The organism is Actinosynnema sp. NPDC059797, assembly GCF_042732085.1.
Classification (GTDB): Bacteria; Actinomycetota; Actinomycetes; order Mycobacteriales; family Pseudonocardiaceae; genus Actinosynnema.
The window spans coordinates 40788-66511 of the sequence record NZ_JBHWIE010000005.1; the positions used below are offsets into that span (position 1 = coordinate 40788).

Sequence of the window (25724 nt, forward strand, 5' to 3'; positions counted from 1 at the left end):
GAGCCTAGCTCGTCAACCTGGGTTGACAAAGCGGGTCTTGTCAACCAAGGTTGACGGCATGACGGAGGCAACCGAACTCGCCTCGGCAGCGGGCGACCAAGACCCGAGGGTGGGGCTGCGCGCGGTCAGCGCACTGCGCCGACTGCTCGAAACGCTCGAAGCGGTCCAGGTCCGCAACGCCCGCGCCCGCGGCTGGTCCTGGCAGGAGATCGCGGCCGAACTGGGGGTCACCCGGCAGGCCGTCCACAAGAAGCACGGGGGAGGACGATGATCGGCGAACGGTTCACCAGGGAAGCCCGCCAGGCGGTGCACGACGCCGTCGTGGAGGCCGAACGCCTGGACGCGCCCGGGATCGGGCCCGAACACCTGGCGCTGGCGCTGCTCGGCGCGCCCGTGCTGGCGGACTTCGACCTGTCCCGCGACGAGGTGGTCGACGCGTTCGCCGCGGCCCGCCGCAAGGGCGGCCTCAGCGACGCCGACGCCGAAGCCCTGCGCCGCCTCGGTATCGACGTCGACCAGATCGTGGCATCGGTCGAACGCGCGCACGGCGAAGGCGCGCTCGCCGCGGCGCCCAAGCGCAAGCGGCGGTTCTTCGGCAACCACCTGCCGTTCACCGCCGACGCCAAGAAGACGCTGGAACGCAGCCTGCTCGAAGCCCGTGACCTCGGCCACAGCACGCTCCGGCAGGAGCACGTGCTGCTGGCGCTGCTGGCCCAGCGCGGGCTGGTGGCCGAGGTCCTCGGGACACACGGGGTGAGCTACGCCGAGCTCAGGAAGCGGGTCTCGAACCCACCCAGGTGACCAGCGGGAGGGCGGCCTGGGTCAGCGGACCGATCGCCACGGCGTAGAGGACGGTGCCGACGCCGATCGTGCCGCCCAGCAACCAGCCCACCGCCAGCACGGTCACCTCGACGACCGTGCGCACCAGGCGCAACGAGGTCCCGGTCCGCGCGCAGAAGCCGGTGGTCAGGCCGTCGCGCGGACCGGGGCCCAGCCGGGCGCCGATGTAGGTGGCCGAGGCCAGGGCGTTCAGGGCCACGCCCGCCACAAGGAACAGGACGCGCGGGACCAGGCCCGCCGGACCCGGCAGGAAGGCCAGGGTCACGTCCACCGCGAGGCCGATGACGAAGACGTTGGCGACCGTGCCGACGCCCGGGCGCTGCCTCAACGGGATCCAGCAGAGCAGGACGAGCGCGCCCACCAGGCTGGTGATCGTGCCGAAGGACAGGCCGGTCAGCTCGGTCAGGCCCTCGTGCAGCACGCCCCACGGCTCCAGGCCGAGGGTCGCGCGGAGCTGGAGGGCCATGCTCGCGCCGTAGAGCCAGAGCCCGACGATGAGCTGGGGGACGCGCCGGAGCGGCGAGACGGTGACGGGCACGGGGTTGAGCGCGGCAAGCATGTGGCCATCCTCGGTTGCGATTGGCCTTGTAATCCAGAGCCAATGCTCGATAATTGGCCTCATGACCGTGCCAGGTGGACGCATCTCCGGTTTTCGATTGGCCCGCTTGCTGGGTGAGTGGCGTCGCCGGGGAGCGCGCCAGGGCTCCGCCGACCTCGCCGCCGCCATCCGCCTGCTCGTGCTCGACGGCAGGCTGCCCGCCGGCACCCGGCTGCCCGCCGAGCGCGAACTCGCCGAAGCCCTCCCGGTCAGCCGCACCATGATCACCGCGGCCCTCGACCAGCTCCGCTCGGAAGGCCTGGTCGCCAGCCGCCGCGGCGCCGGGACGTGGATCAGCCTGCCGACGGGCACGCTGGGCATCACCCCCGACACCCCGCTCGTGGGGCACAGCATGATCGACTTCGCGCGCGCCGCACCCCCCGCGCTGCCCGGCGTGCTGACCGCCTTCGACAACGTCCGCCGCCGCCTCCCCGAGCAACTCGCCGACCACGGCTACTACGAGCACGGGCACCCCGACCTGCGCGCGCGCATCGCCGCCCGCTACGAGATGCGGGGCGTGCCCACGTCACCCGACCAGATCGTGATCACCAGCGGGGCGCAGCACGCGCTGGCCATGACCCTCCGCCTGCTGACCGGCCCCGGCGACCGCGTGCTGGTCGAGCAGCCGAGCTACCCCAACGCCCTCGACGCGATCAAGGCGGTCTCGGCCATCCCGGTCCCGGTCGCCATGACCGACACCGGCTGGGACCTCCCCGGCATGGCCGCGGCCCTGCGCCAGGCCGCGCCGCGGATGGCGTACGTGGTGGTCGACTTCCACAACCCCACCGCGCACCGCCTGGACGCCGCCGGCCGCGTCGAACTGGCCGACATCGCCCGCCGTGCCAGGACCCCGCTGGTGGTCGACGAGACCGTCGTGGAACTGGACCTGGACGGCGACCCCCTGGACGGCCCGCCCCCGATGGCCGCCCTGGCCGACGACCTGGTCATCACCCTGGGCTCGGCGAGCAAGTCCCACTGGGGCGGCCTGCGCATCGGCTGGATCCGCGCGTCCCCCGAGGTGGTCCACCGGCTGGTCTCCACCCGGACGGCCCTGGACCTCGGTTCCGCGGTGGTCGACCAGCTGGTCCTGGCCGACCTCCTCGCCGACCCGGACCCGGCGCTCCGCGAGCGCCGCGCCCAACTGGCGTCCCAGCGCGACGTCCTCATGGCCGGCCTGCGCGAGCACTGCCCGACCTGGCGCTTCACCCGCCCGGCGGGCGGCCTGAGCGTGTGGTGCGAACTCGACGCGCCGATCAGCACCCGCATCGCGGTGGTGGCCCAGAACCACGGCCTCCGCCTGGCCCCCGGCGCCCGCTTCGGCCCTCACGGCGGCTTCGAGCGCTGGCTGCGACTGCCCTACGTCCAGCCGCCGGACGTCCTGCGCGACGCCGTCCGCCGGCTCGGCCTGGTGGCGGCGTCGGTCAACGGCACGGGGGTGTCGATCGAGGAGGACGTCGCCATCCCGGTCGCCTGACCGGGGTCCGTTCCCACCTCTCGACCCCTGCTCCGGCTTCTCGCCCCAGCGCTCTCAGCCCCAGCGCTCTCCGCCGCTGCCGCTGCCGCTGGCCGTTGCCCGTTGCCGGTTGCTCGCTGGCCGTTGCCCGTTGGCCGCTGGCCGCTGGCCGCTGGCCGTTGCCCGCTGGTTGCTGCGTCCACTCATCCACCTGCCTGTTCCCTGCTCGGCCGTCCGGTTGGTTCGGTGGCCGGGTGGTGGGTGGCTGATGTGGTGGGGCGGGTGGTGGTCGGGGTGTGGGTTGCGGGGTGTGTGGGGTGTGGTCGCGCGGTTCCTCATGGCTAACCGATGCGCGAGGGGGGTGTTTTCGTACATCTTTTGGCGTTGATCACTCCATCGTGTGATCCAACCGCCTCCGTCGGGTTCCGGCGCAGCCCCTCGATGGGCCGGAACCCGACGGTGGTTGTTGTGGACCTGCGGTGGGAGACGCTCCAGGGAGTGGCGTCCCCCACCGCAGGCTCCCGTGCGATCCCGTCGCTGCGGGGGCAGCGCTACGACGGGATCCATACCCGTTCCTGCCGGGGCGCGGTCGGCAGGAACGGGAAGCCTTGGGTGTGTTCGGGCGCGTCGGCGCCCGGGAACGGCTGCGTTCAGTGCCTGGTGACTGCGGCTGGGTGTGCTCTGGGCACACGGGTCCCGTGGAACTCAGTCGGGTGATGTGCTGGGCAGGCCCGGCACGCTGCCTGGTGACCGCCCGTCGTCGCGGCGTTCGACCGACCAGGCGGTCGTCCGCGCCACGTCGGACTGGCCGGTGAGGGAGGCCACGGGGCCGCCGCGGTGGCCGCCGCCGTTGTCGGCGCTGGTGGAGGAGGCCGTCGGCGCGCTGGGCGCGGGGGCCTGCTTCGGGGACGGCGCGGGGGCGTTGTGCTCCGGCGCTTCCCAGGTCACCTCGGCGTTCTCGGTGGTGGGCCGGGTGTCCGGGGCGGTGAGGGTTGGGAGGGTTGCCGCCGCCGCCACCGGGGCCGGGGCCGGGGCCGGTTCCGGGTTGGGGGCGGGGGCCGGGGATGGCGCCTGGACCGGTGGGGCGGGGGTGGCCGCTGCCGCTCGCGCCGCTGCTTTCGCGGCCACCTTCGCCTCGTACAGCGGTGCGGGCATCGTGTTCGTCGCCGAGCCCGAGTGGCTGTAGCCGGAGTGGGCGGAGCCGCCCGAGTACGACAGGTCCTCGTCGGTGAAGGCGTCGCCCGCGAAGAACGCCTCGTTCGCGAGGACCTGGTTCACCCCCGCGACCTCCTCGACCGGTCGCGGGCCGAACGCGAGCGGCGGGATCGCGAAGATCTCCGCCGACTCGCGCGCGGGCACCGCCGCGAAGAGCAGGTCAACGGCCTGCTGCTCGTCGAACACCGCGCCCGCCGTCGACGCGACGCCCGCCGCGGACGCCAGGTCCGCCGGGAACGAGAAGTCCGCCGTGGACAGGAGGTCCACCGTGGACAGGAGGTCCGACGTGGACAGGAGGTCCGGGCTGGCGGCGTCCGCGTGGGACGGGGAGGTCGCGGGGGGCGAGGTCGGGAACGAGAGGTCCGCCGCGTCGGCTGGGTGGTCCTCCGCCGACGCCGCGCCGGCGCCCACCAGCCAGGCCGCCGTCGCCAACCCGCCGACGGCGAGGGTCCGCAGCAGCAGCGATCCGCTGCGGCGCACCGCGTCGGGGACTGCCACTGGAGATCACCACCGTTCCGGTTACGGCGAACGGGACGGACCGTTCGAGGTCTACGTTCCGCTATGTCTATCACTGGTCACCGCATTTTCGAACTTTCTCCGGCCGAACCCACTCGGAAGGGCGGTGCCGTGCGGCTGTCCGTGTTGTCGCACCCCTGAGTGAACACCGTCCGTCGCCCCCACCGCATCGGGTGAAGGTTTCTCAGGTCGGGCGGCCCGGGTCGTTTCCCGGTCCTGTGTGGACGGAGTTCTGCGCTTTTCAGTGCCTGAACTCGATCGACGTCGGCGGGGCCGATGGTCGGCGAACCGCGTGCAGCGGTCTGCGCTACCCACCAAATGATTAAGCTGTTCAGGTGAATATATGCCGGGACTCCCGGTGTACTCGACGGTCGCTCGCATCCGGTCGCTCACCCCGCCCCCACGCAGACGAAACCGAGGTCGCCGTGCCGCGACTGGGCGTCCGCAAGCGCTTGCGCTGGGTGTTTCAGGCCGGCGTGCAGATCGATCATGAGATCGACCACCCGGTCGTCCGGAACGGAGCGCACGCTTTCCACGACCACGCGCGCGCCGCGCCGGAGGAGGATCCGCGCCAAACCGGACTCGCACGCGGACAGCACCACTATCGGGGGAACTTCGGTCAGGCTGTCCAGGTCGTGTCCGTGCAAAGGTCCATCGTCAAGTTGCAAATAGGAAAACAGCTCATCCTGGCGCACCCCGTGCGCGGCGATGTGGGCGACATCCACGTGCGCCATTGCCGTCAGCGCGTCGTCGACGGTGGAGCGGAACCACCCACCGTGCAATTGCTGCAAAACCTCCACCTCGCGCCACGCGTGCCGGAGCTCGGGTCCCGCCACCCACAACCTCCTGCCCAGCGCCAACGGTCGTGAAGCGGCCCTGAGCCAACAGCCCGCCGACGGCGCCACGGACACCGCCCGGCCCCGGGCGGACGGCAGCGCCGCCCACGGCACCCGCGCCAGCTCCGGGCTCGGCACGATCACCAGCCCCCGGTCGCCGGCCGGCCGCAGCAGCCCGTCCAGCGCGGCCACGGCGTGCGGCGCGGCGGATCCGGTCCCGGGAGGACCGGCCACTGCGGGTGATGTGGTGGCGAGGGAAATCGCTCGAACGTGTCGAGCCGCGGTTCGGGCGTCGCCGCAGTCGTGGAGCCTGACCCGACCGCCCGCCACGGACACGGCGACCAGCCGGCCGCGGTGGCTGATGAACATCAGCAGCGCCCGGTCGCCCAGCGCGCCGACCACGTCCGACAGCGGCACGACCGGGTCGCGGGTGGCGCCCGCCGCGAACGACAGCCTGCGCACCTCCCGCTCCAGGTAGGCGATCCGGTCGTGCTCGCCCTGCACGCGCGCCAGCCGCAGCTCGGCGCGCACCTCGCCGACCTCGGGCGTCGGCGGGGGCGGCGCGGCGCGTCGTCGTTCACCCCAGCGCAGCACCGCTCGGGCGTCCCGGCTGGTCAGGGCGTGGTCGAGGGCGATGTCCACCAGGTCTCCGCGGGTGTCGGCGTCGGTGAGGGCGAGGCCCGCGCGGCACGCGGCGACCGCGTCGCGGCGCGAGGTGGCCAGGCGGGCGCGGGCGAGCCAGCCGACGGCCCTGGACCGCGCGGTGCCCCGGTGCCTGCGCGCGGCGGCCTCCTCGGGCGCGAGGGCCAGCCGCAGCTCGGCGGCGTCGTCGTGGTGGCCCCGCTCGTCGCACGCCGCCGCGACGGCGCTCGCCGGACCCGGTGCGCCGGCGCGCAGGGCCAGCGACCGCGCGACCGGCGCCCAGGACGGCCGGCCTTCGGCGTGGAACAACGCCTCCGCTTCGGCCGCCAGGGCACGTGCCGCGATCACGTCGTCCTCGCGCAACGCGCAGCGCGCCGCGAGCAGCACGGCGTCCGGCAGGCGCGCGGCCACGGCGGCCCGGAGCACGGCGTTCGCCTCCCGCACCAGGCCGGTGCCGAGCAGCGCCTCCGCTCGGCTGAGCAGGGCGTGCGCGCGCTCGGGCGTCATGCGACGAACCACGGGGTGGCGTGGCGCGCCGCCGACCCGAGCAGCAGGAACCTGACCGGTCCGAACGGCACGCCGTCCAGGTGGAACCAGCCCGCCGGGTCGACCGCCGCCCTCGCCTCGCCGCCCGGCCACCGCACCACGGCCAGCGCGTTGGTGACGGGTGGGTCGAGGGTGAGGGGAGAGGTGGCGGGAGAGGCGAGGGCGGGGGGAGAGGTGCGCGGGTCGGTGGCGGGGGAAGAGGTGCGCGGGTCGGTGGCGAAAGGGTCGGTGGCGAGGTGGCCAAGTCGAGCGGGGGTGGTGTGCGAAGGGCCGGAGGTGCGGAGGACAGCGCCGGCGAGGCCGGTGGCGTGCAGGCCGTCGGTGGTGGGGTCGAGTTGCAGGTCGAGGCCGACGAAGCGCAGCGTGCGGGTGGCGCACCGACCGCGCGCGCCGGGCGGCGTCCCGAGGGCCGAGTCGGTGAGCAGGCGCAGCGGGGTCGCCTCGACGCGTCCGGCGAGCGCCCCGGAGGCCCGCGCGGTCAGGTCGCCGGGCGCGGGGTCGAGGTGGTCGACCAGGTGGGCGAGGGTGTCGAGCAGCAGGCGGTCGGCGGTCATCGGGCCACCTCGACGGCGATGCGCCGGCGCAACGCGGCCAGGCACCGGGAGCGGGTGGGGCCGAGGCTGTTGACCGGCAGCCCGACCGCCTCCGCGACCTGCGTGAACGACAGCTCCGGCGCGAACGCGGCCAGCCGCAGGATCTCCCGGCACCGGTCGTCGAGCGTCGCGTACGCCCGCCAGAGCCGCGCGGCGTCCTCGTCGGCGAGCGCGGCGTCCTCGGGCGTCGGCGCGCGGTCGGGCGGTGGCCACAGCTCGGCGGGCGCTTCGCGGCCGCGCAGGCGCAGCACGGCCAGCGACTGGTTCCGGGCCGTGGTCACGAGCCACGCGCCCAGCCGCTCCGGGTGCCGGATGCGGGTCAGGTTCTCGGCCAGCGCGAGCCACGTGGTCTGGCAGACGTCGGCCGCGTCCTCCCGGCCCAGGCGGTGCGAGCGGGGCACCGCCCAGACCAGGCGCACGTGCCTGCGGACGATCTCCCGCCAGGCGGTCTGGTCGCCGGCGTGGGCGAGAGCGAGCAGTTCGGTGTTGGTTCGATCTTGCACGCTAGCCAAGGCGGTGGTTCTGACCTGGGGATACTCCTACCGCTCGATGGGGTGGTCATCGGAACCGGTGATCGTCGTGGTGCGTCGCTACTCGGTTCGCAGGGCGGTCGGGCGGATCGCCGAGCGCAGCGCGGGCAGCGCGCACACCGACATCACCAGCACGACGACCGCCGCCGAGGCGATCGGCGTGGCGATCTCGGTCCACTCGACGCGGAACGACGTGGCCGGCACCACCAGCCACGCCGTGCCGACGCCGACGGGCACGGCCAGGCCGACGCCGAGCGCCGTCGGCACGGCGGACTGCCACAGCGCGGACACCGCGAGCACCCGGTGCGGCACGCCGTTCGCCGCCAGCACGGCCGTCGGCCGGGCGCGTTCCAGGACCTGGTCGACGGCCGCCGCCGCGAGCCCCACCACGGCCAGCAGGACGAGCAGCGCCGACCCGCCGATCACGCCGCCGCGCAGCGACGTGAACAGCTCGACCTGGCCCGCCTCGAACGGGGTGCGCAGCGTGACGGCCCGGTCGACCCGCCCGGTGGCGGCCAGCAGGCGGTCGCCGAACGACTCGTCCGGCGCGCCGTGCACGACCAGCTCGCTCGGCGGGATCGCCGCCAGCACGGGGTCGGCGGCACCCGCGACGTACAGGCCCCACGGCAGGTCTTCGACCTCGATCCGCCGGTGCTGCGGGACGACCCACCGCCTGCCCTCGACGGTCAGCGCGGCGCCGGGCGCGGGACCCCGGCCGCCGACCAGGTAGGCCGAGCCGGGCGCGCAGTCGTCGACCCGGAGGAGTTCGACCAGCTCGGCGCAGTCGGAGCTGATCAGGGAGGTGGCGGGCATCTCGCGCGCCCGGTACCGGCGGACCTCGTCGACCCGCTCCACCCCGCCGACCAGGGCGATCGACTCCTCCAGCGAGCGGACCGGCGTGTGCTGGGACAGGTCGAGCACCCAGCGGTCGGGGTCGTCCACGGGAGGGGCGGCGGTGACCTGCGCGGCCACGCCGAGCAGCACCTGGAGCGTCAGCGAACCGGTCAGCACCACCACGACACCGGACAGCACGCGGGTCGTCGCGGCGTCGAACCGCAGCGCGCGCAGGGCGAGCAGGGGCGCGACGCCCTCCGGTTGCAGGCGGTGGGCGACCTGCCCGACCAGCCACGGCAGCACCGCGCCGGTGCCCGCGAGGACCAGCGCGATGCCCAGGCCCATGCCCACGGCCAGCCGCGAGTCGGTCATCACCGCCCAGAAGTCGCCGACCGCCGAGAGCACCACGAGCACCGCGGCGCCCGCGCCGACCAGCGCGAACCGCCACCACGCCCGCCGGGCGGGCACCTCGACCGCGCGGACCAGGCCCAGCGGCCCCAGTTCCTCGGCGCGCAGGGCGAGCAGGGCCGACACGACCGCGACCACCGGCACGCCCAGCGCGATCAGCGCCCCGAGCAGCGGGTCGGGCAGCAGGTCGGTGGGGAAGAAGCCGACGCCCTCGACCTCGATGAACCGGGCCAGCGGCCGGGCGGCGAAGAACAGCGCCACGCCGACGAACAGCCCCAGCACCGCCCCGGTCAGCGTCTCGCCGCCGGCGATCCACCGCAGTTGCCGGTGGGACGCGCCGACCAGGCGGATCGCGGCCAGGCGCCGCGCGCGGCCGGTCGCGCCCAGGCGGGTGGCGACCAGGACGAAGATGCCGAGCGGCACCAGCAGGGCGCCGATCGCGGCGAGCACCAGCAGGCGGTAGGCGGGCAGCAGCGTCGTGCGCGGCACCTCGCCGCCGAACCCGGTGGCGTCGTCGGCGTCGTCGAGGTGGGCCGTCGGCAGGCCGGCGTAGAAGAGCAGCGACTTCGGCCTGGGCAGGCCCGCGTCGGCGATCACGCCGATCACGCTCTCCGGGAAGCGGGCGCGGACCGCGTCGTCGGTGCGCATCAGCTCGAACAGCTCCGGCGAGACGACCAGCTCGCCCGGACCCGGGACGCGGCCGACCCCGGGCGGGGCGGGCGCGTCGGGCGCGGTGGCGGCCAGCTCGACCCCGCTGATCACGCGCCCCTGCCACGGGACCTCGACGCGGCGGACCTTCAACGCGGCCGCCCGGCCCTCGACCGAGGTGACCGCGGCGGCCCGCACCCGTTCGGACTTGGCCTCGCGGGCGGGCCCGATCGAGGCGGCCAGGAGCAGCACGGTCACGCCGAGCCCGACGCCGGTGGCGGTGAGCGCCAACCTGGCCCACGACGTCCGGCTGCCCCCGACGGCCAGCCGGACGCCCAGCACCAGGTCGGCGACCCACCTCATCGGAGCGCACCCCGCGTGCTCCGGCCGCCGGTTCCCGCGATGTCGCCGAGGAAAGTGATCACGTCTTCTAAGACGCCGCGGGACGCCGCCGCGTGGCCTCCGAGGGCGCCGTTGCCCGAAGGGGACGACGGCGCCGGTCCGGGGCTCACTCCGACCGCAGGCCCAGGGCGCCGGTCGCCCGGTGCAGCGACGGCAGCGACAGCAGCGTCACCACGACGACCATCAGCGCCGCGGTGCCGCTGAGCACCCCGATGCCCGCCCAGTCCAGCACGACCGGCTGCGTGACGATCTTCAGCAGCAGGATCGCCATGGTGCCGCCCACCACGATCCCGACACCCAGGGCGAGCAGCAGCGGCACGGCGTTCTGCCACAGCAGCGACCGCGCCAGGGCGCCCTTCGGCACACCGCTCGCGGCCAGCACCGCCAGGGGCCGCCGGCGTTCCCGCACCTGCTCCAGCGCCAGCACCAGCAGGCTCGCGCCGGCCAGGAGCAGGGTGATCAGCGAGCCCGCCAGCAGGGCCTGCCGGATGCTCTGGAACTCCTTCACCCGCTGCGGGATGTCGGCGTCGCCGAAGTACGTGGTGTAGGCGCGCCAGGTCAACGGGGCGACGGCGTTGCGGACGTGCTCGACGATGTCCGGCCGCGCCGGGTCGACCAGCACCATCACGCTGGCGCGCGCGTGCTCCAGGGGCAGGTCCCGCGCCACCGCCGGCGTCACCATCAGGCCGTAGCGGCCCTGCTCCTCCGACGTCGGATCGACCCGGGTGAACTCCGGGATCGTCCACTCGGGACCGGGCCCGAGGCGTTCCGAGTCGAACGCGACGGTCACCCGCTGGCCCGGCTCCAGCGGTGTGTCGAAGCCCACCTCCGGCATCCTCTCGGAGGCCACGACGAACGCGTCCCCGTCCCGGCAGGACGGCAGCCGGGCGTGGGCGCGCAGCACCTCGCAGGAGCCGATGGCCACCGAGCCGTACTCGTCCTCGGCGCGGAGGAACGACAGGCTCCGCATCGCGTGGACCCGCTCCACGCCCACCGACCGCTCCAGCAGCGCCACGGCCTGCCCGGTCAGCTCCGGCGAGGCGTCGCCCATGCTGATGTCGACCCGGCTCCGGTCGACCTCGGGCAGCGGGCGGTCGACCACGCTGGTCTCCGCGCTCGCCATCACCGACTGGAGGGCGATGCCGCCGGCCAGCACCACGGCCACGCCGCCGACCACGCGGGCGGCCGTGCCGCTCTCCAGCTGGAGCCTGCGGACGGCCAGCTGCCACGACGGCGCGCCGCCGCGCAGGCGGCCGACCGACCGCTCGACCACCCACGGCAGCACCAGCGGGATGGCCAGCAGCAGCATCGTGATGCCGACGACCAGGGTCGGCGTGGACGCGCCGGTGCTCGTGCCGCCCACCGTGCCGAACTGGGTGACCAGCGCGCCCACGCCGACGAGGGCCGGCACCAGCCGCCACCACAGCACCCGCCGCACCGGCTTCGCCTGGCGCACCACGCCCAGCGGCTCGATCACCGTGCGGCGCATGGCGATGATCGAGGTCACCACGGCCAGCACCGGCACCAGCACGGCGATCGTCACCGCCGGCACCGGCGCCGGCGTCAGGTCCTCGATGAACACGCTCATGCCCAGGAGCTGGACGTCCTCCACGAACCGGCGGGCGAACAGGAACAGCGCCGTGCCCACGGCCAACCCGGCGAACGCGCCGAGCAGCGACTCGCCCGCCGCGATCCGCCGCACGCGGTGCGCGCCCGCGCCGACCAGCCGCAGCGCCGCCAGCCTGCGGTCCCGCTGCGAGGCCGCGAGCCGCGTGCTGATGCCCACGAACACCAGCACCGGGAACAGCAGCGCCACCACGCCGACCGCGATCAGCAGCGACAGGATCGGGTCCAGGTCGCGTTCCTCCAGCTCGCCGCCGAACCTGACGACCGCGTCACCGCGCTCGGCGGTCACCGACGCGTCGCCCGCGAAGAACACGAGGTCGTGCGGCGCGGTCAGGCCGGCCCGGTCGATCGTGCCGACCACGTCCTGCGGGAACCGCTCGCGCAGCAGCTCGCCCTCCGGCGACGCCAGCAGCTCCGCCAGGGCGGGCGACAGGAAGACCTCGCCGTCGCCGGGCACCCCCGGCACGCCCGGTGGCACCGGCGCGCCCGGCCCCGTGGCCCGCCCGAAGTAGCCGCTGATCGTCTCGCCCCGGTACTCGGTGTTCCAGAACGCCCGGTACAGCACGTCCTGGCCGCTCGGCGGCGACTTGGCGATGATCGCCGCGGACTCGGCCGAACGGGCCTCGCGCTCGGACAGCACCGTCGTCAGCGACGACGCCGCCAGCAGCACGGCGACGCCGATGCCGATGCCCGCGCCGGTCAGCGCGAGCCTGACCCACGACGTGCGCCCGCCGCCGAGGGCGAGCCGGACGCCGAGCGCCAGGTCGGAGAACCACCTCGTCACCGGGCCGGCTCCATCTCGCGGGACTTGCCGTCGCGCACCACGACCTCGCGGTCGGAGTACGCGGCCACCCGCGCCTCGTGCGTCACCAGCACCACGGCCGCGTTGCTCTCCTTGGCGGCGGTAACCAGCAGCTGCATCACCCGCTCGCCGTTGAGCGAGTCGAGCGCGCCCGTCGGCTCGTCGGCGAACACCACCCGCGGGCCCGTCACCAGCGCCCGCGCCACCGCGACGCGCTGGCCCTGGCCGCCGGAGGTCTCGCCGGGGCGCTTGTCCGCCACGTCCGAGACCTCCAGCCGCTCCAGCCACTCCCGGGCGCGCGACTCGGCCTCGCGCCGCTTCACCGAGCCCAGGCGCAGCGGCAGCGCGACGTTCTCCAGGCAGCTCAGCTCCGGCACGAGCTGGCCGAACTGGAACACGAACCCGAAGTCCGTGCGCCGCAGCTCGCTGCGCGGGCCGTCACCCAGCGCGCTCAGCTCCACGTCGCGGTAGCGCACCGTGCCCGAATCGGGTTGGAGGATGCCCGCCAGGCAGTGCAGCAGGGTCGACTTGCCCGAGCCCGACGGGCCCATCACGGCCACGACCTCGCCGGCGTGCACGCGCAGGCCCGCGCCGTCGAGCGCCGGGGTCGGGCCGAACGACTTGCGCAGGTCGATCGCTTCGAGCAGGGGGTTCATCGGGTCACCGCCGTCTTGAGCCGGCCGAGGCGCGCGGCGGTGAGCTCCAGCCAGCGCAGGTCGGCTTCGAGGTGGAACAGGGCGTGGTCGCAGATCAGCTGGTCGGCCAGGTCGCCGTCGGCCTTCCGCTTGGTCAGCTCGCGCATCGTGCGCAGGTGCGCGGAGCGCTGGACGTCGAGCACGTCGTCCGCGCTGCGGCCGGACAGCAGGGCCAGCACGACCTTGGTGTAGAGGGTGTTCTGGAGGTACGGCTCCGGCTTCTCCGGTGTCGTCAGCCACCGCTCCACGTCCGTCACGCCCGCGTCGGTGATCGCGTACCGCTTGCGCTCCGGGCCGTCGCCCGCCTCGACGCCCGCCTCCTCGACCAGGCCGTTGCGGAGCAGGCGCGACAGCGTCGTGTAGACCTGCCCGTAGTGCAGCGGCCGGTCTTGGCCGAAGCGCTCGTCGTAGGCCTTCTTCAGGTCGTACCCGTGCCGGGGGCCCTTTTCCAACAGGCCCAACAGGGTGTGTCCGATCGACATGCGGCCGACTATACACACGAGGTATACACAGGGTTCATACCCCGATCGGTGGAATGGCCGATGTCACCCGAAAGGGCAGATGGACTAACCTCTCAAAACCATTTGACGGTTACTTCGCCACATCGTGACCATCCGACGCCTACAGTGGAGGGGTGACTGGTCTGGCGGCCGGCTGGGACCACGCGGCTTTCCCGCAGGGTCGAGCCGGCGATGCGGAACACGATGTGGAGCTGCTGCTCGCTTTCCTGAACACCCGAGATCTCGAACTCGGCACCGACGTCCTGGACAGCGTCGCCGCCTGGCGCGCGTGGGTCACCGAACGCGGCCTAGGCAGGCCGGGCGACCCGGCGGAGGTCCGAGCGGCCCGCGACTCGCTGCGGGCCTCGCTGGGTGAACGGCACGACGGACCGGACCCCACCCCCGCCGCGGGCCTGGTCCGGGTCGACCTCAGCCACGGCGTGCCGACCATGTCCGGCACCGACGCCCTCGGCGCGGTGCTCGGCGCGGCGGCCCGGCTGGCGGTGCTGGGCTCGTGGGAGCGGTTCAAGATCTGCCAGGCGGACGACTGCCGGTGGGCGTTCTTCGACCGCTCGCGCAACCGCTCGCGCACCTGGTGCTCGATGCAGACGTGCGGCAACCGGGAGAAGGCGCGCAACTGGCGGGAGCGCCGCGCCCTGAGCGTGAGCTGAACGTCCGGTTCGGGAGTTCGGAACGCACGACACGCGAGGTCCGGGCGCACGACACGCCGGTTCCGAGCGCATGACACGCGGGGTCCGGGCGCATGACACGCGCGACGTCATGCGCCCGGACGCGCGCGGGCGCGCTCAGGTGACCAGCTGGCCGACGGTGTAGATGACCAGGCCGGCCAGGGCGCCGACGACCGTGCCGTTGATGCGGATGAACTGGAGGTCGCGCCCCACCTGCAGCTCGATCTTGCGCGACGTCTCCTCGGCGTCCCAGCGCTCGACGGTGTCGGTGATCAGCGTGGTGATCTCGTCGCGGTAGTGGGTCACCACGTACGCCGCCGCGCCCTCCACCCACCCGTCGACCTTCGCGCGCATCGACTCGTCCTCGACCAGCCTGCGGCCGAACGACAGCAGGCCCTCGCGCACGCGCCGCCGCAGCTCCGACGACGGGTCCTCGGCCGCGTCCAGCAGCATCTTCTTCGCCGTGCCCCACGCCGACCCGATGAGCCGCTGCACGTCCGGGTGCTCGACGACCTGGGTCTTGACCTGCTCGGCCCGCTGCATGGTGGCCGGGTCGGTGCGCAGGTCGTCGGCGAACTCGATCAGGAACTGGTCCACCGCGAGCCGCATCGGGTGGTTGACGTCGGTCTTCACCGCCCACGCGAAGTTCAGCAGCTCCGTGTAGACCTTGTCGCCGAGCATGGCGTCCACGAACTTCGGCGACCACGACGGCGCGCGGTCGGACACCACGCCCATGACCTTCTCGTAGTTGTCCCGCACCCAGTCGTAGGCCCGGTCGCACATCAGGTCGACCAGCTTGTGGTGCGCGCCGTCGGCCAGCACCTGCCCGAGCAGCTCGCCCAGCGGTGGGCCCCACGGCCGGTCCACCAGCCGCCGCACCACCGCCTGCTCGACGATCGCCTGCACGTCCTCGTCCCGCAGCACGGTCACCGCGCCGCGCACCACGTTGGCCGCCTCGGACGTGACCCGCTCGGCGTTCTCCGGCTTCACCAGCCACTCGCCCAGCCGCCGCGCCACGCCCACGCGCCGCAGCTTGTCCCGCACCACCGCCTCGGACAGGAAGTTCTGCCCGACGAACGAGCCCAGCGCGTCGCCGAAGGTGTCCTTGCGGGTCGGGATGATCGCGGTGTGCGGGATCGGCAGCCCCAGCGGCCTGCGGAACAGCGCCGTCACGGCGAACCAGTCGGCCAGCGCGCCGACCATGCCCGCCTCGGCGGCGGCGCGCACGTACCCCACCCACGCCGGGCCGCCCTCCTCGAACAGCAGCGCGACGACGAAGACGACGGTCGCGGCGAGGAAGAAGCCGGTGGCCACCAGCTTCATCCGGCGCAGGCCCCGGCGCTTGAGCTGGTCAGCGGCGGTCAGTTGCTCCACACCGCCATTGTCCGTGAAGATTCGGAGTCGTGCGGGTACCAGCGCTAGTCCCCAGGTTGCGGCCGTTCACCTCGACGATCTTCGCGGAGATGACCGCGTTGGCCACCCGCACCGGGGCGGTGAACCTCGGCCAGGGCTTCCCCGACACCGACGGACCGGCCGGGATGCTCCGGGTCGCCAAGGAGGCCATCGACGGCGGCCTCAACCAGTACCCGCCGGGACCGGGCACGCCCGAGCTGCGGCAGGCGATCTCCGAGCACCGGGCCCGCTACGGCACGCACCACGACCCGGACGCGGAGGTCCTGGTCACGGTGGGCGCCACCGAGGCCATCGCCGCCTCGCTGCTGGCGCTGGTCGAGCCCGGCGACGAGGTCGTGCTGATCGAGCCCTACTACGACTCGTACGCGGCGTCCGTGGCGCTGGCGGGCGCGACGCGGCGCACCGTCGGCCTGGTCGAGGAACCCGGCACCGGCCGCCTCGGCCTGGACGTGGCCGCGCTGGAGGCGGCGTTCGGGCCGCGCACCAGGGCCGTCCTGGTCAACTCGCCGCACAACCCCACCGGCACCGTGCTCAACCGCGACGAGCTGGCCGCCATCGCGCGGCTGTGCGTCGAGCACGACGTGGTGGCCATTACCGACGAGGTGTACGAGCACCTGGTGTTCGACGACCTGGAGCACGTGCCGCTGGCCACGCTGCCCGGCATGGCCGAGCGCACCGTCACCATCTCCGGCGCGGGCAAGTCGTTCAACTGCACCGGCTGGAAGATCGGCTGGGTGTGCGCCCGGCCCGAGCTGGTCGGCGCGGTGCGCGCGGCCAAGCAGTTCCTGACCTTCGTCGGCGGCGCGCCGTTCCAGCCGGCCGTGGCGCACGCGCTGCGCCACGAGCTGGAGTGGGTCGACGGGCTGCGGGCGTCGTTGCAGGACAAGCGGTCCCGGCTGGCCGCCGGCCTGGCCGAGGCGGGGTTCGCGGTGCGGCCCAGCGAGGGCACCTACTTCATCACCGCGGACGTCCGCCCGCTCGGCTTCACCGACGGCGAGCAGCTGTGCCGCGAGCTGCCGGGGCGGATCGGCGTCGCGGCCGTGCCCGTGCAGGTGTTCACCGACCACCCCGACCGGTGGCGGCACCTCGTGCGCTTCGCGTTCTGCAAGCGCGACGAGGTGCTGGACGAGGCCATCGACCGGCTGCGCAAGCTCAGCGCCTGACCCGGGCGCCTGACCCGGGCGCCTGGCCCGGGTGTTTGGCCTGGGCGTTTGGCTCAGGCGTCCGACCGCACCTCCGCCGCGCGGGCGCCCGCCAGCCGGTCCTGCACCAGCGCGTGCCGGAACTGGTACGCGGCGCCCGCCTGGCGCAGCACGCCGAGCTTGCGGGCGTCCTCCAGGAACACGGTCAGCTCCCACGGCAGCTTGCCGCGCAGCGCCAGCCACACCCGCGCCACGGTGAACCACCACCAGCGCAGGTGCAGCACGGACAGCGTGAAGCCGAGCATCAGGCCGCACGCCAGGCCGAGCCCGACCATCCCGGCCTGGTGCGGCCCGAACACCAGCCCCGCCGCCGCGCCGAACACCACGGCCGGCACCAGCGACCCGGTCCACACCGCGATCCGGTCCCGCGCCATCGTCCACCGCGGGCTCGACGGGTGGGTCAGCTCGGCGCTGCTGCCCAGCGCGAACCGCAGCGCCGCCACCACCGCGATGCCCAACCCGACGACCAGGCCCGCGGACAGCCCGTACAGGGCGCCGAACACCAGGCCGGCCGCCGCGCCGAGCACGCCGCTGACCACCACCAGGCTGCGCCACACGTCCAGTCGCGGCTTCGGCGCGCCGCGCCCGGACGCGTGCAGCGCGGCCGCCGCGATGGCCAGGCCGGCGGCGAGCCCGGTGAGCGGCGCGAACTCCGGCGTGCTCGCGTAGGCCATCAGCCACGCCACCCCGAACCCGCCGATCAGGCCCAGCGCCAGCGCGCCGAGCAGCGCCAGCCACGTGCCGTGGACCGAGCGCCGCAGGTCCCACCAGGCCAGCTCGCGCACGCCGCGGTCCCGCATCTGACCGGCCAGGAACGCCAGCCAGCGCCGCGCCCGGTCCCGCGGCCACACCTGGCTCAGCCGGGCCTGGTGCGCCACCCCGCGGTCCCCGAACGAGCCCATGACCAGCGAGTCCACCAGGTGCTCCTCGATCGCGCGGCGGTCGGGGAACCGGGCGCGGTCGAGCAGCTCGCTCGGCTCGCCGTAGGCGTACACCACGCTCGCCAGCCACACCGCGAGCGGCGTGCACAGCGCTTCCGCCAGGCGGCCGTCCGGCTCCTCGCGCAGGTGCAGGAAGATCGGTTCCCAGCGGGCCGCCGTCACCGGGTCCGAGGCCGCCCGCAGGTAGCCCGCGATCTCCTCGTGGTCCAGCGGCTGGAGCTCCACCACGTGGGCGCCCGGCACCCCGGCCCCGGCGAACTCGTCGGTGCGGCAGGTCAACACCAACGGGTGATTCCGCGGGAACGCCCGGTTGATGCGGTCGAGCGCGTCGGCCCGGCGCCCGGCGGGCACCTGGTCGAGGCCGTCGAGCACCGGGAACACGCGCCGCTGCTCCACCAGCAGCTCGGCCGCGTAGCTGCCGTACAGCTCGGTGTTGCGCAGCGCCGGGTGGTCCTCGTAGAGGCGGCGGGTCATCCAGGTGCGCACGTCCTCCGCGCCCGGGTCCCACGTGGACAGGGGCAGCAGGAACGGCACCGGTTCGCCGGGGCGCCGGTCGAGCAGGCCGGTGGTGAGCAGCATCGCGGTGGTGCTCTTGCCCGCGCCCGCGTCGCCCAGGAACACCATGCGCCCGCCGCTGCGCCGGAACGCGCCGAGCACGCCGTCGCTGTGGCCGGGTTCGCCCACCAGCGCGCTCCAGTGCAGGTCCAGCAGGTGGTCGGTCAGGCCGCGGGCCCGGCACTCCTCGTTCCACTGGGTGTGGAGGGCCTGGGTGAGGGCGTTCGCGGCGGCGTCGAGGTTGTCGTCGGTGGCGAGGCCGGCGGCGCGCTTGCGGTGCAGCCACGGGTCGAACGCGGCGAGCAGCGCCGCGAAGCCGAAGGCCAGGCCGATCAGCCACACGTCGGGGTCGATGCCGTAGTCGGTGACGAACAGGCCGGCCACCGCGAGGACGGCGGCCAGCACGCACCCGGCCAGGACGGCCCGCTGGTGGAATCTGGACACCACGGAATCATGGCTCACCGCTCGCTTAAGGGTCACTTAAGGTGCTGGGGCGGTCACCCGTGTGGCGTGCGTACCCTCGGGTACGTGATCTGTCCGAAGTGCCAGGACCTGATGCGGACCATCACTCGCGGCTCCGTGCACATCGAGCAGTGCGAGAACTGCCACGGCGTCTTCCTCGACGGCGGTGAGCTGGAACAGATCATCGCCGCCGAGCGCGCCCACTACGCGCCGCCTTACCGGCCGGAGGGCGGGCCGGTGGGGGTGCCGGTCGTCCAGCCGGTGGGGGCGCCGGTCGTTCCGCCGGTCACGGAGTCGGTCGCCCCGCCGCACCCCGGGCAGGGCGGGGACCAGGCGACACGGGCACTGCCCGCCGCGCCGGACGACGCCGTCGACCAGCAGCCCGCCGACGGCCAACCGCCCGTCGACCAGCAGCCCGCCGACCAGCAGCCCGCCGACCAGCAGCCCGCCGATCACCCTGCCGCCGATCACCCCGCCACTGACCAGCCCGTCGTCGAGCAGCCATCCGCCGAGCAGCCTGCCGCCACCCCACCTCCCGCCGCCCCGCCTGCCGTCACCCAGCCCGCCGGCCCGCCGCCCGCCTACCAGCCGCCACCGCCCTACCAGCCGCCTCCCGGCACGCCCTCGGGTCCGCCACCGCCGTACCAGCCGCCACCGGGAACGCCCCCTCCACCGCCGGCCCACCCCGGCTACTACGACCCGTACCACGGCCACCACCGCCGGCGCAGCTTCCTGGAGGAGCTGTTCGACTGAGCGCGGGTTCCACCGGTGCCGAGCGCATGACTCGCGGGGTCTGGACGCATGACTCGCGGTGCCGGAGTGGAGGACACGTGGTGTCCGAGTGGAGGACACGCGGTCAGAGGGGCCAGGTTCGGGAGGTCCTGGAGAGGGTGAAGTGCTGGGTGGTGGGGGTGGCGGTGAAGGTGAAGTGGTGGCGGCGGGGTCTGCCCAGGGCGCGCCACTGCGCGTAGGCGGCCTCGGCGTCGTCCCAGAGGCGGCGCGGGCCGCCCTGGGCCACCGAGGCGCCCTGGTGCCGGACCCAGGAGCCGTCCGGGTGGACCAGGCGCGGCGGGTCGCCCGCCGCGACGACGCAGGGCAGCGCCAAGCCCGCGAAGAACTCGAAGCCGCGCGCCGGGTCCAGCACCACCTCCGGGGTCAGGAGGGTGCCGCGCGCGGTGGTCGGCTCGGCGGTCAGGGCGTCGGCCAGCGCGTCCTCCGCCCACGCGGCGTAGTGCGCGCGCAACGGCATGAAGCGACCGTCCTCGGCCATGACCGGGCCGGTGGCCACGCCGTCGCGCACGGTCAGGCGGACCAGGCCCGCGCCGATCGCCCGGTTGAGCGTGGTCACGATCACGCCCCCGGGTGACGTCTGGGTCAGCCACGCCGCCGGGACGCGGGACACCGCGCAGGTGCCCAGGACCCGGTCGTAGGGCGCCCGGGGCGGGTGGCCCCGCTCGCCGTCGCCCAGGACGCACGCGGGGTGGAAGCCGGCGGCGGCCAGGTGGGCGGAGGCCCGCGCCAGCACGGCCGGGTCCACGTCGATCGAGGTGACGTTCTCCGCGCCCAGCACGTGGGTGAGCAGCGCGGCGTTGTAGCCGGTGCCCGCCCCGATCTCCAGCACCCTCGAGCCGGGCGCGACGTCCAGCGCCTCCAGCATGATCGCCATGATCGCGGGCATGCTGGACGAACTGGTGGGTATCCCGGTCGCGGGCTGCCCGGCGAGTGCTTGCTCCCAGGCGTCGTCGTTCCCGTTCAGCTGGGTCACGCACACCTGGTTCCGGTAGACCAGGGAGAGGTGGTCGGGGTGGTCGGCGGTCACCGCCGCCCAGGTGCCGTCCGGCCGCTGCACGAAGAACCCCGGCAGGAACACGTGCCTCGGGACCTGGCGAAACGCCTCGATCCAGCGCGGGTCGCGCAGCACGCCGGAGGCCGTGAGCGAGTCGACCAGCTCGTCGCGCAGCTTCGCCGCAAGGTCCACACCCCCACCGTAGCGCTGTGGGCGAGCCCACGTCGGGGTTGCTAGCAGTCCGCTTGCAGTTGCTAGCACTCGCGCGTACCGTCGAAAGCGGATCGAGGAGGTGCCGTTATTTGGACAAGCCCATCGACAAGGCGGTGGCCGACCTCGGCCGCGACATCGGTGAGTACATCCGCCAGCAGCGCAACACCGCGAAGATCTCGTTGCGGCAGCTGGCGAAGCTGGCCGGCGTCTCCAACCCGTACCTGAGCCAGATCGAGCGGGGCCTGCGCAAGCCGAGCGCGGAGATCCTCCAGCAGATCGCGAAGGGCCTGCGGATCTCGGCCGAGGCGCTGTACGTCGAGGCCGGGATCCTGGAGCAGCGCGAGGGCGGCGCGCTCGCCGACGCCATCGTCACGGCCCCCGACCTCACCGAGCGGCAGAAGCAGGTGCTGCTCGACGTCTACGAGTCCTTCCGGCGGGAGAACGCGACGGCCGACCACCAGGCCCCGCCCGCCGTCCCGAACCAGTCCCAGGAGTGATCGCCATGCCGAACCTGCCCACCACCGAGGAGCTGCGCAAGGCGGGCGAGCAGGCCGTCGCCGCCGCCCGGACCCCGCTGCTCGCCGCCCTGGGCGCCGGCGACCTGGCCGCCAAGGCCGTCGTCGAGGCGCTGAACAAGGCCCGCGAGCGCGCCGAGACGGCCAAGCAGGCGGCCGAGTCGACCGACTTCACCGGGTTGAAGGACAAGTTCGACCCGGCCGAGCTGCGCAAGGTCGTCGACGCCTACACGCAGTCGGCGCTGAACCTGTACCAGTTCCTCGCCCAGCACGGCGAGGAGGCGCTGGAGAAGCTGAAGACCCAGCCGCAGCTCCAGAAGGCCCTCACCCAGGTCGAGGAGGCCGTGGAGACCGCGCAGAAGCGCACCGGCACCGCCGCCTCGGACGCCCGCGACCTGGCCGACGACGTGCTCGGCAAGGTCAACCGCCGCACCCGCGCGGCCGGCGAGAAGGCCGCGAGCGACGTCGAGGAGGCCGCCGAGAAGCTGGCCGAGACGCTCGTGGAGGCGGGCGGCGAGGTCGCCCACGAGGTGCGCGCCACCACCCGCAAGGCCACCGACCGCACCACCACGCGCAAGACCGGCAAGACCGGCACGGGCCGCGGCAGCACCGCGGCGCCCAAGTCGACCGGCTCGACCGGCGCGACCGACGCCGCCGAGTAGGGGCGCGGTAGCGGGAAGTGACGTCGTCGTGACGGGGCGTTCCACCGGGACGCCCCGTTTCGGCTGTACCGCGCACGCGCGACGCACGTAGTCTGGTGCTGTGTTCTTCCCGATCCCGGACCTCAGCCCGTTGTACCTGGACCTCTGGGTCATGTTCGTGGCTTACTACGCCGCGCTGGGCATGGGTGTGTTCGCGTTCGCGCACGCACTCTCGCAGCGCGCCGACGCCTACCAGGCCGCGGATCGCATGACGAAGCCCGCGTGGCTCGGCATCACCGGCGGTGGCACGTTCGCGCTGCTGCTGTTCAGCCCGTTCTCGGCGGGCGCCATGTTCTGGCTCGCCGGGCTCGTCGCGGTGACCGTCTACGTCGTGGACGTGCGCCCGCGGCTGATCGAGGTCCAGCGCGGCCCCCGGTGGTGACGCACCGGAGCTTCGGCTCCGGCGACCCGGTCACCCTCGTCGGCCACGGCCTCGGCGCGACGCCCGGTGAGGCGCGCCTGCCCACGTCCGGCCTGCCGGGCACGAAGGTCGTGGTCACCCTGCCCTCGCACGGGGACGCCCCGGACGCGCCCGAGGGCTACTGGGACTACCGGCGCATAGCCGCCGACCTGCGCGGAGCGGCCCGCGAGACCGGTGCGACCCGCGCGATCGGCGTGTCCCTGACGGCCGGCGCCCTGCTGTCGCTGCTGGCCGCGGAACCCGACGCGTTCGAGCGCGTGGTCCTGCTGCTCCCCGCCGTGCTGGACGAGCCGCGGCCGGCGCTGCCGCGCGAGGAGGCCATCGCCGCCGTCGGCGGGCCACCGGACTACCAGGCGCAGCGGCGGGCCGCGTTCGCCCGCCTGGACGACGCCCTGGACGCGCTGCCCGGCCAGGTCGCGGTGCCGGACCGGGCGGCGTTGGCGCTGGTCACCGCCCCGGTGCTGGTGGTCGGCGCGACGCGCGACCCGCTGCACCCGGAGGACGTGGCCAAGCAGGTGGCCGCCGCGTTCCCGAACGGCAGGCTGGAGCTGGTGCCCTCGTGGTTGACCCACCGGGGTGACGTGCGCGGGTGGTTGGTCGACTTCCTGCACGGGTAGCCGAAGTGCATGGCCGAACAGAAGAAGATCGCGTTCCTGGTCGACACGGAGGGCATCGAGCAGGTCGAGCTGACCGATCCCTGGCAGCACGTGGAGAAGGCCGGTGCGGTGCCCAGGCTGCTCGCGCCGAAGCTGGGGAGGGTGCGCGGGTTCCACCACCTGACGCCCGCCGACGAGTTCGACGTGGACGTGCCGTACGCGCACGCCGACCCCAACGACTACGACGGCATCGTCATCCCGGGTGGCGTCGCCAACGCGGATTTCCTGCGGATGGACCGCGACGCGGTGCGCTTCGTCAAGCAGCACGTGGCCGCGGGCAAGCCGGTCGCCTCGATCTGCCACGGGCCGTGGCTGCTGGTGGAGGCGGACGTGGTGCGCGGCAAGATGCTGACCTCGTTCCCGAGCCTGGCCACCGACATCCGCAACGCGGGCGGCGACTGGGCGGACGAGGAGGTGCGGGTCTGCGGCATGAACGGGTGGACGCTGGTCACCAGCCGCAACCCCGACGACCTGCCCGCGTTCAACCGGGAGGCCCTGAAGGCGTTCGGGCTGCACGACGTGTGACCCGGCCCGGTCGACGGGGATCTGCAGCTCCCCGTCGGCCCGGTCACGCCGACCTGCCGGGGGCAGGCCGGCTCAGCCCAGCCGAGCCTGGGCGTAGGCGGCCATGGCGTCGCGGACGTACTCGGCGAGACCCTCGGCGTGCGCGTCGAACTGCACCTTGAAGTCCGGCGCGTCGGCGTACAGCTGACCCAGCCCCGTGTACGACTCGCGGTTCGGCGTCCAGCTCCGGCACAGCCAGGTGTGGTGCCGGTCCGTCACCTCCAGCGCCTCCGGCGCGTCCGGCGCCACCCCGGCGTCGAACAGGGCGGCGAAGGCCCCGGTGATCGCCTTCCACTCCGCCGTGAACGCGTCGGCGTCGGCCTTCGTCCAGTCCCGCACCCGGCGCTTGCCCTCGTCGATGTGCTCCTGGACGCCCTCGCCGTAGCGCTCCACCAGTTCCGCCTCGTAGCGGGCCTGGCGGTCGGCGTCGAAGCCGTCGAACAGCTCCTCCATCTTCATGCGGTAACCCCCTTCCAGTTCCTCGATGGTCTTGGCGACGGTCTCGGCCAGCCTCGCCAGCCGCTCCTGCTCGGCCGACAGCCACCGCGCGTGGTTGCGCAGCACGTCGACCGTGCTGTGCCGCCCGTCCAGGACCTCGGCCACGGTGTCGAGACCGAGCCCGAGGTCGCGCAGCAGCAGGATCTGCTGGAGCCTGAGCAGCTGTTCGCGCTCGTAGTAGCGGTAGCCGTTGCCACCGACCCACGCGGGCTCCAGCAGGCCGATCGCGTCGTAGTGCCGCAACGTCCGCGAAGTCACCTTCGACATCCGCGCCACCTGCGCGATCGACCAGGCCATGACCGTCCTCCCTCCTGCACCGACGACGGTAGGTGTTGACGCAACGTCAAGGTCAAGCGGCGTTTGGCAGGATGGGCGGCGTGTGGACCATCGCAGGCAGCCTGACACCCGTGCCCGTGCTCGACCGGCTGGACCTGGTCGCCGATCCGGTCGCCGCGGCGCTGCGGTCGCTGGCCGACGGCTCGCGGCTCGCGGTCGCCGAGATCGACCCGTCGCTGGCGGACACCGCCGAGTTCTGCGCGCACTACGGCTCGCCGCTGGAGGCGTCGGCGAACTGCGTGGTCGTCGCGGGCAAGCGCGGCGACACCGTGCGGTACGCGGCGTGCGTGGTGCTCGCGACCACGCGGGCGGACGTGAACGGGGTCGTGCGGCGGCGGTTGGACGCGCGCAAGGCGTCGTTCGCGCCGATGGACGACGCGGTGTCGCTGTCCGGCATGGAGTACGGCGGCATCACGCCCGTGGGGCTGCCCGCGGACTGGCCGGTGCTGCTGTCGCCCGAGGTCGCGGCCGCGCCGGAGCTGGTGATCGGCAGCGGGGTGCGGGGCAGCAAGCTGCTGGTGCCCGGCGAGGTGCTGGCGAAGCTACCCGGCGCCGAGGTGGTCGAGGGCCTGGCCCGCTAGGCACCGGTCGAGCACCTCGCGCGCCTGCTCGGGCGTGAGGTGCCCGATGAGCACGTGCGTGGTGAGGCCGTCGGCCAGCGCGACCAGCGCGCGGGCCCGCACGCGGTCGCCGAGCAGGCGCTCGAACATGCCCTCCAGGTCGGCGTAGCTCGCGCGCAGCGCGGGCGCGAGGTCCGGGTTCACCGCGGCCTGCGCGACGAACGCCAGCCACACCCGCGCCTCGGCGCGACCGGGCAGGGCGACGGCGCGCGCCGCCTCGTCCGCCGTGCCGCCCGCGCGGGCCAGGACGCGCCTGCCGACCTCGTCGAGCGCGAACTTGAGCATCTCCTCCTTGGTGCCGAAGCACCGCTGCACCGCGCCCAGCGACACGCCCGCGCGCGCCGCCACGTCCCGCAGCGTCACGCCCTCCAGGCCGCGCTCGTCGGCGAGCAGGAACACCGCGTCGGTGATCCTGCCCCGCCGCGAATCCCGGTCGACCTGCCTGAGCACCCGCGGATAGTATCCGAT

At 74.0% G+C, this 25724-nt stretch carries 26 protein-coding genes; 12 read left to right on the forward strand and 14 right to left on the reverse strand.

The genetic code is table 11. The features are described 5' to 3' along the window. Positions 1 to 58 precede the first annotated feature (58 nt). Together ACFV4N_RS03160 and ACFV4N_RS03165 are read left to right on the forward strand one after the other, a co-directional pair. Positions 59 to 271, forward strand: coding sequence for a hypothetical protein (locus ACFV4N_RS03160; protein WP_033428438.1), 213 nt, complete (start codon positions 59 to 61; stop codon positions 269 to 271). Then, entirely contained in the window at positions 268 to 801 is a 534-nt protein-coding gene (locus tag ACFV4N_RS03165; protein WP_499670839.1) for a Clp protease N-terminal domain-containing protein, read from the forward strand. Before ACFV4N_RS03160 ends, ACFV4N_RS03165 begins: the two co-directional genes overlap by 4 nt. Here ACFV4N_RS03165 and yczE read toward each other — a convergent pair. Further along, positions 770 to 1399, reverse strand: coding sequence for a membrane protein YczE (yczE, locus tag ACFV4N_RS03170; RefSeq protein WP_499670840.1), 630 nt, complete (start codon positions 1397 to 1399; stop codon positions 770 to 772). The two genes, ACFV4N_RS03165 and yczE, sit on opposite strands and share 32 nt — an antisense overlap. A gap of 61 nt (positions 1400 to 1460) precedes the next feature. On the opposite strand from yczE, the gene yczR reads away from it, so the two are divergent. Continuing rightward, on the forward strand, positions 1461 to 2912 hold the full coding sequence (yczR, locus tag ACFV4N_RS03175; RefSeq protein ID WP_499670841.1) for a MocR-like transcription factor YczR: 1452 nt from the start codon (positions 1461 to 1463) through the stop codon (positions 2910 to 2912). A gap of 684 nt (positions 2913 to 3596) precedes the next feature. Here yczR and ACFV4N_RS03180 read toward each other — a convergent pair. The 8 genes from ACFV4N_RS03180 to ACFV4N_RS03215 form a co-directional block, all read right to left on the reverse strand. Further along, on the reverse strand, positions 3597 to 4604 hold the full coding sequence (locus ACFV4N_RS03180; RefSeq protein ID WP_499670842.1) for a hypothetical protein: 1008 nt from the start codon (positions 4602 to 4604) through the stop codon (positions 3597 to 3599). A 407-nt stretch (positions 4605 to 5011) separates the two neighbouring features. Then, positions 5012 to 6607, reverse strand: a complete 1596-nt coding sequence (locus ACFV4N_RS03185) for a CHAT domain-containing protein (protein WP_499670843.1) — start codon at positions 6605 to 6607, stop codon at positions 5012 to 5014. Next, entirely contained in the window at positions 6604 to 7200 is a 597-nt protein-coding gene (locus ACFV4N_RS03190; protein ID WP_499670844.1) for a hypothetical protein, read from the reverse strand. The genes ACFV4N_RS03185 and ACFV4N_RS03190 overlap by 4 nt, the downstream gene beginning before the upstream one ends. Next, positions 7197 to 7742: an RNA polymerase sigma factor gene (locus ACFV4N_RS03195; protein ID WP_499670845.1), complete on the reverse strand. Its 546-nt coding sequence runs from the start codon at positions 7740 to 7742 to the stop codon at positions 7197 to 7199. Before ACFV4N_RS03195 ends, ACFV4N_RS03190 begins: the two co-directional genes overlap by 4 nt. A gap of 87 nt (positions 7743 to 7829) precedes the next feature. Further along, positions 7830 to 10022 carry an FtsX-like permease family protein gene (locus ACFV4N_RS03200; RefSeq protein WP_499670846.1) on the reverse strand — a complete coding sequence of 731 codons (2193 nt, stop codon included), beginning with the start codon at positions 10020 to 10022 and terminating at the stop codon, positions 7830 to 7832. A gap of 145 nt (positions 10023 to 10167) precedes the next feature. Then, complete coding sequence (locus ACFV4N_RS03205) at positions 10168 to 12471, reverse strand: FtsX-like permease family protein (RefSeq protein WP_499670847.1); 2304 nt, start codon at positions 12469 to 12471, stop codon at positions 10168 to 10170. Beyond that, the gene (locus ACFV4N_RS03210) at positions 12468 to 13145 is read right to left on the reverse strand and encodes an ABC transporter ATP-binding protein (RefSeq protein WP_499670848.1); all 678 of its coding nucleotides are present in this window, start codon (positions 13143 to 13145) and stop codon (positions 12468 to 12470) included. The genes ACFV4N_RS03205 and ACFV4N_RS03210 overlap by 4 nt, the downstream gene beginning before the upstream one ends. After that, the gene (locus ACFV4N_RS03215) at positions 13142 to 13666 is read right to left on the reverse strand and encodes a PadR family transcriptional regulator (RefSeq protein WP_499670849.1); all 525 of its coding nucleotides are present in this window, start codon (positions 13664 to 13666) and stop codon (positions 13142 to 13144) included. The genes ACFV4N_RS03210 and ACFV4N_RS03215 overlap by 4 nt, the downstream gene beginning before the upstream one ends. A gap of 152 nt (positions 13667 to 13818) precedes the next feature. Between ACFV4N_RS03215 and ACFV4N_RS03220 the strand changes: the two genes are divergently transcribed. Next, complete coding sequence (locus ACFV4N_RS03220) at positions 13819 to 14355, forward strand: CGNR zinc finger domain-containing protein (RefSeq protein ID WP_499670850.1); 537 nt, start codon at positions 13819 to 13821, stop codon at positions 14353 to 14355. A gap of 135 nt (positions 14356 to 14490) precedes the next feature. On the opposite strand, the gene ACFV4N_RS03225 is transcribed toward ACFV4N_RS03220, so the two are convergent. After that, a complete protein-coding gene (locus ACFV4N_RS03225) occupies positions 14491 to 15696 on the reverse strand; it encodes a DUF445 domain-containing protein (protein WP_499670907.1) in 1206 nt (401 codons plus the stop codon). An 80-nt stretch (positions 15697 to 15776) separates the two neighbouring features. Here ACFV4N_RS03225 and ACFV4N_RS03230 point away from each other — a divergent pair, with 80 nt between their 5' ends. Continuing rightward, entirely contained in the window at positions 15777 to 16949 is a 1173-nt protein-coding gene (locus ACFV4N_RS03230) for a pyridoxal phosphate-dependent aminotransferase (RefSeq protein WP_499670851.1), read from the forward strand. Between the two features lie 53 nt (positions 16950 to 17002). Here the strand turns inward: ACFV4N_RS03230 and ACFV4N_RS03235 are convergent, their stop codons facing one another. After that, complete coding sequence (locus ACFV4N_RS03235; RefSeq protein WP_499670852.1) at positions 17003 to 18928, reverse strand: NACHT domain-containing protein; 1926 nt, start codon at positions 18926 to 18928, stop codon at positions 17003 to 17005. Between the two features lie 84 nt (positions 18929 to 19012). On the opposite strand from ACFV4N_RS03235, the gene ACFV4N_RS03240 reads away from it, so the two are divergent. Next, positions 19013 to 19699: a TFIIB-type zinc ribbon-containing protein gene (locus ACFV4N_RS03240; RefSeq protein ID WP_499670853.1), complete on the forward strand. Its 687-nt coding sequence runs from the start codon at positions 19013 to 19015 to the stop codon at positions 19697 to 19699. 103 nt (positions 19700 to 19802) lie between these two features. Here ACFV4N_RS03240 and ACFV4N_RS03245 read toward each other — a convergent pair whose 3' ends face one another. Next, positions 19803 to 20924 carry a methyltransferase domain-containing protein gene (locus tag ACFV4N_RS03245; protein ID WP_499670854.1) on the reverse strand — a complete coding sequence of 374 codons (1122 nt, stop codon included), beginning with the start codon at positions 20922 to 20924 and terminating at the stop codon, positions 19803 to 19805. A 110-nt stretch (positions 20925 to 21034) separates the two neighbouring features. Between ACFV4N_RS03245 and ACFV4N_RS03250 the strand changes: the two genes are divergently transcribed. The 5 genes from ACFV4N_RS03250 (at position 21035) to ACFV4N_RS03270 (ending at position 23763) form a co-directional block, all read left to right on the forward strand. Continuing rightward, complete coding sequence (locus ACFV4N_RS03250; RefSeq protein WP_499670855.1) at positions 21035 to 21442, forward strand: helix-turn-helix domain-containing protein; 408 nt, start codon at positions 21035 to 21037, stop codon at positions 21440 to 21442. 5 nt (positions 21443 to 21447) lie between these two features. Next, positions 21448 to 22122, forward strand: a complete 675-nt coding sequence (locus tag ACFV4N_RS03255; RefSeq protein WP_499670856.1) for a hypothetical protein — start codon at positions 21448 to 21450, stop codon at positions 22120 to 22122. 130 nt (positions 22123 to 22252) lie between these two features. Next, entirely contained in the window at positions 22253 to 22543 is a 291-nt protein-coding gene (locus ACFV4N_RS03260) for a DUF2516 family protein (RefSeq protein ID WP_499670908.1), read from the forward strand. Beyond that, the gene (locus tag ACFV4N_RS03265; protein ID WP_499670857.1) at positions 22537 to 23199 is read left to right on the forward strand and encodes an alpha/beta fold hydrolase; all 663 of its coding nucleotides are present in this window, start codon (positions 22537 to 22539) and stop codon (positions 23197 to 23199) included. Before ACFV4N_RS03260 ends, ACFV4N_RS03265 begins: the two co-directional genes overlap by 7 nt. Before the next feature lie 9 nt (positions 23200 to 23208). Next, positions 23209 to 23763 carry a type 1 glutamine amidotransferase domain-containing protein gene (locus tag ACFV4N_RS03270; RefSeq protein WP_499670858.1) on the forward strand — a complete coding sequence of 185 codons (555 nt, stop codon included), beginning with the start codon at positions 23209 to 23211 and terminating at the stop codon, positions 23761 to 23763. A gap of 72 nt (positions 23764 to 23835) precedes the next feature. On the opposite strand, the gene ACFV4N_RS03275 is transcribed toward ACFV4N_RS03270, so the two are convergent. Continuing rightward, positions 23836 to 24597 (reverse strand): MerR family transcriptional regulator, encoded by a 762-nt coding sequence (locus tag ACFV4N_RS03275; protein ID WP_499670859.1) that lies wholly within the window; start codon positions 24595 to 24597, stop codon positions 23836 to 23838. Between the two features lie 71 nt (positions 24598 to 24668). On the opposite strand from ACFV4N_RS03275, the gene ACFV4N_RS03280 reads away from it, so the two are divergent. Further along, complete coding sequence (locus ACFV4N_RS03280; protein WP_499670860.1) at positions 24669 to 25217, forward strand: YbaK/EbsC family protein; 549 nt, start codon at positions 24669 to 24671, stop codon at positions 25215 to 25217. Here the strand turns inward: ACFV4N_RS03280 and ACFV4N_RS03285 are convergent. Next, complete coding sequence (locus ACFV4N_RS03285; RefSeq protein ID WP_499670861.1) at positions 25179 to 25706, reverse strand: TetR/AcrR family transcriptional regulator; 528 nt, start codon at positions 25704 to 25706, stop codon at positions 25179 to 25181. The two genes, ACFV4N_RS03280 and ACFV4N_RS03285, sit on opposite strands and share 39 nt — an antisense overlap. Positions 25707 to 25724 lie beyond the last annotated feature (18 nt).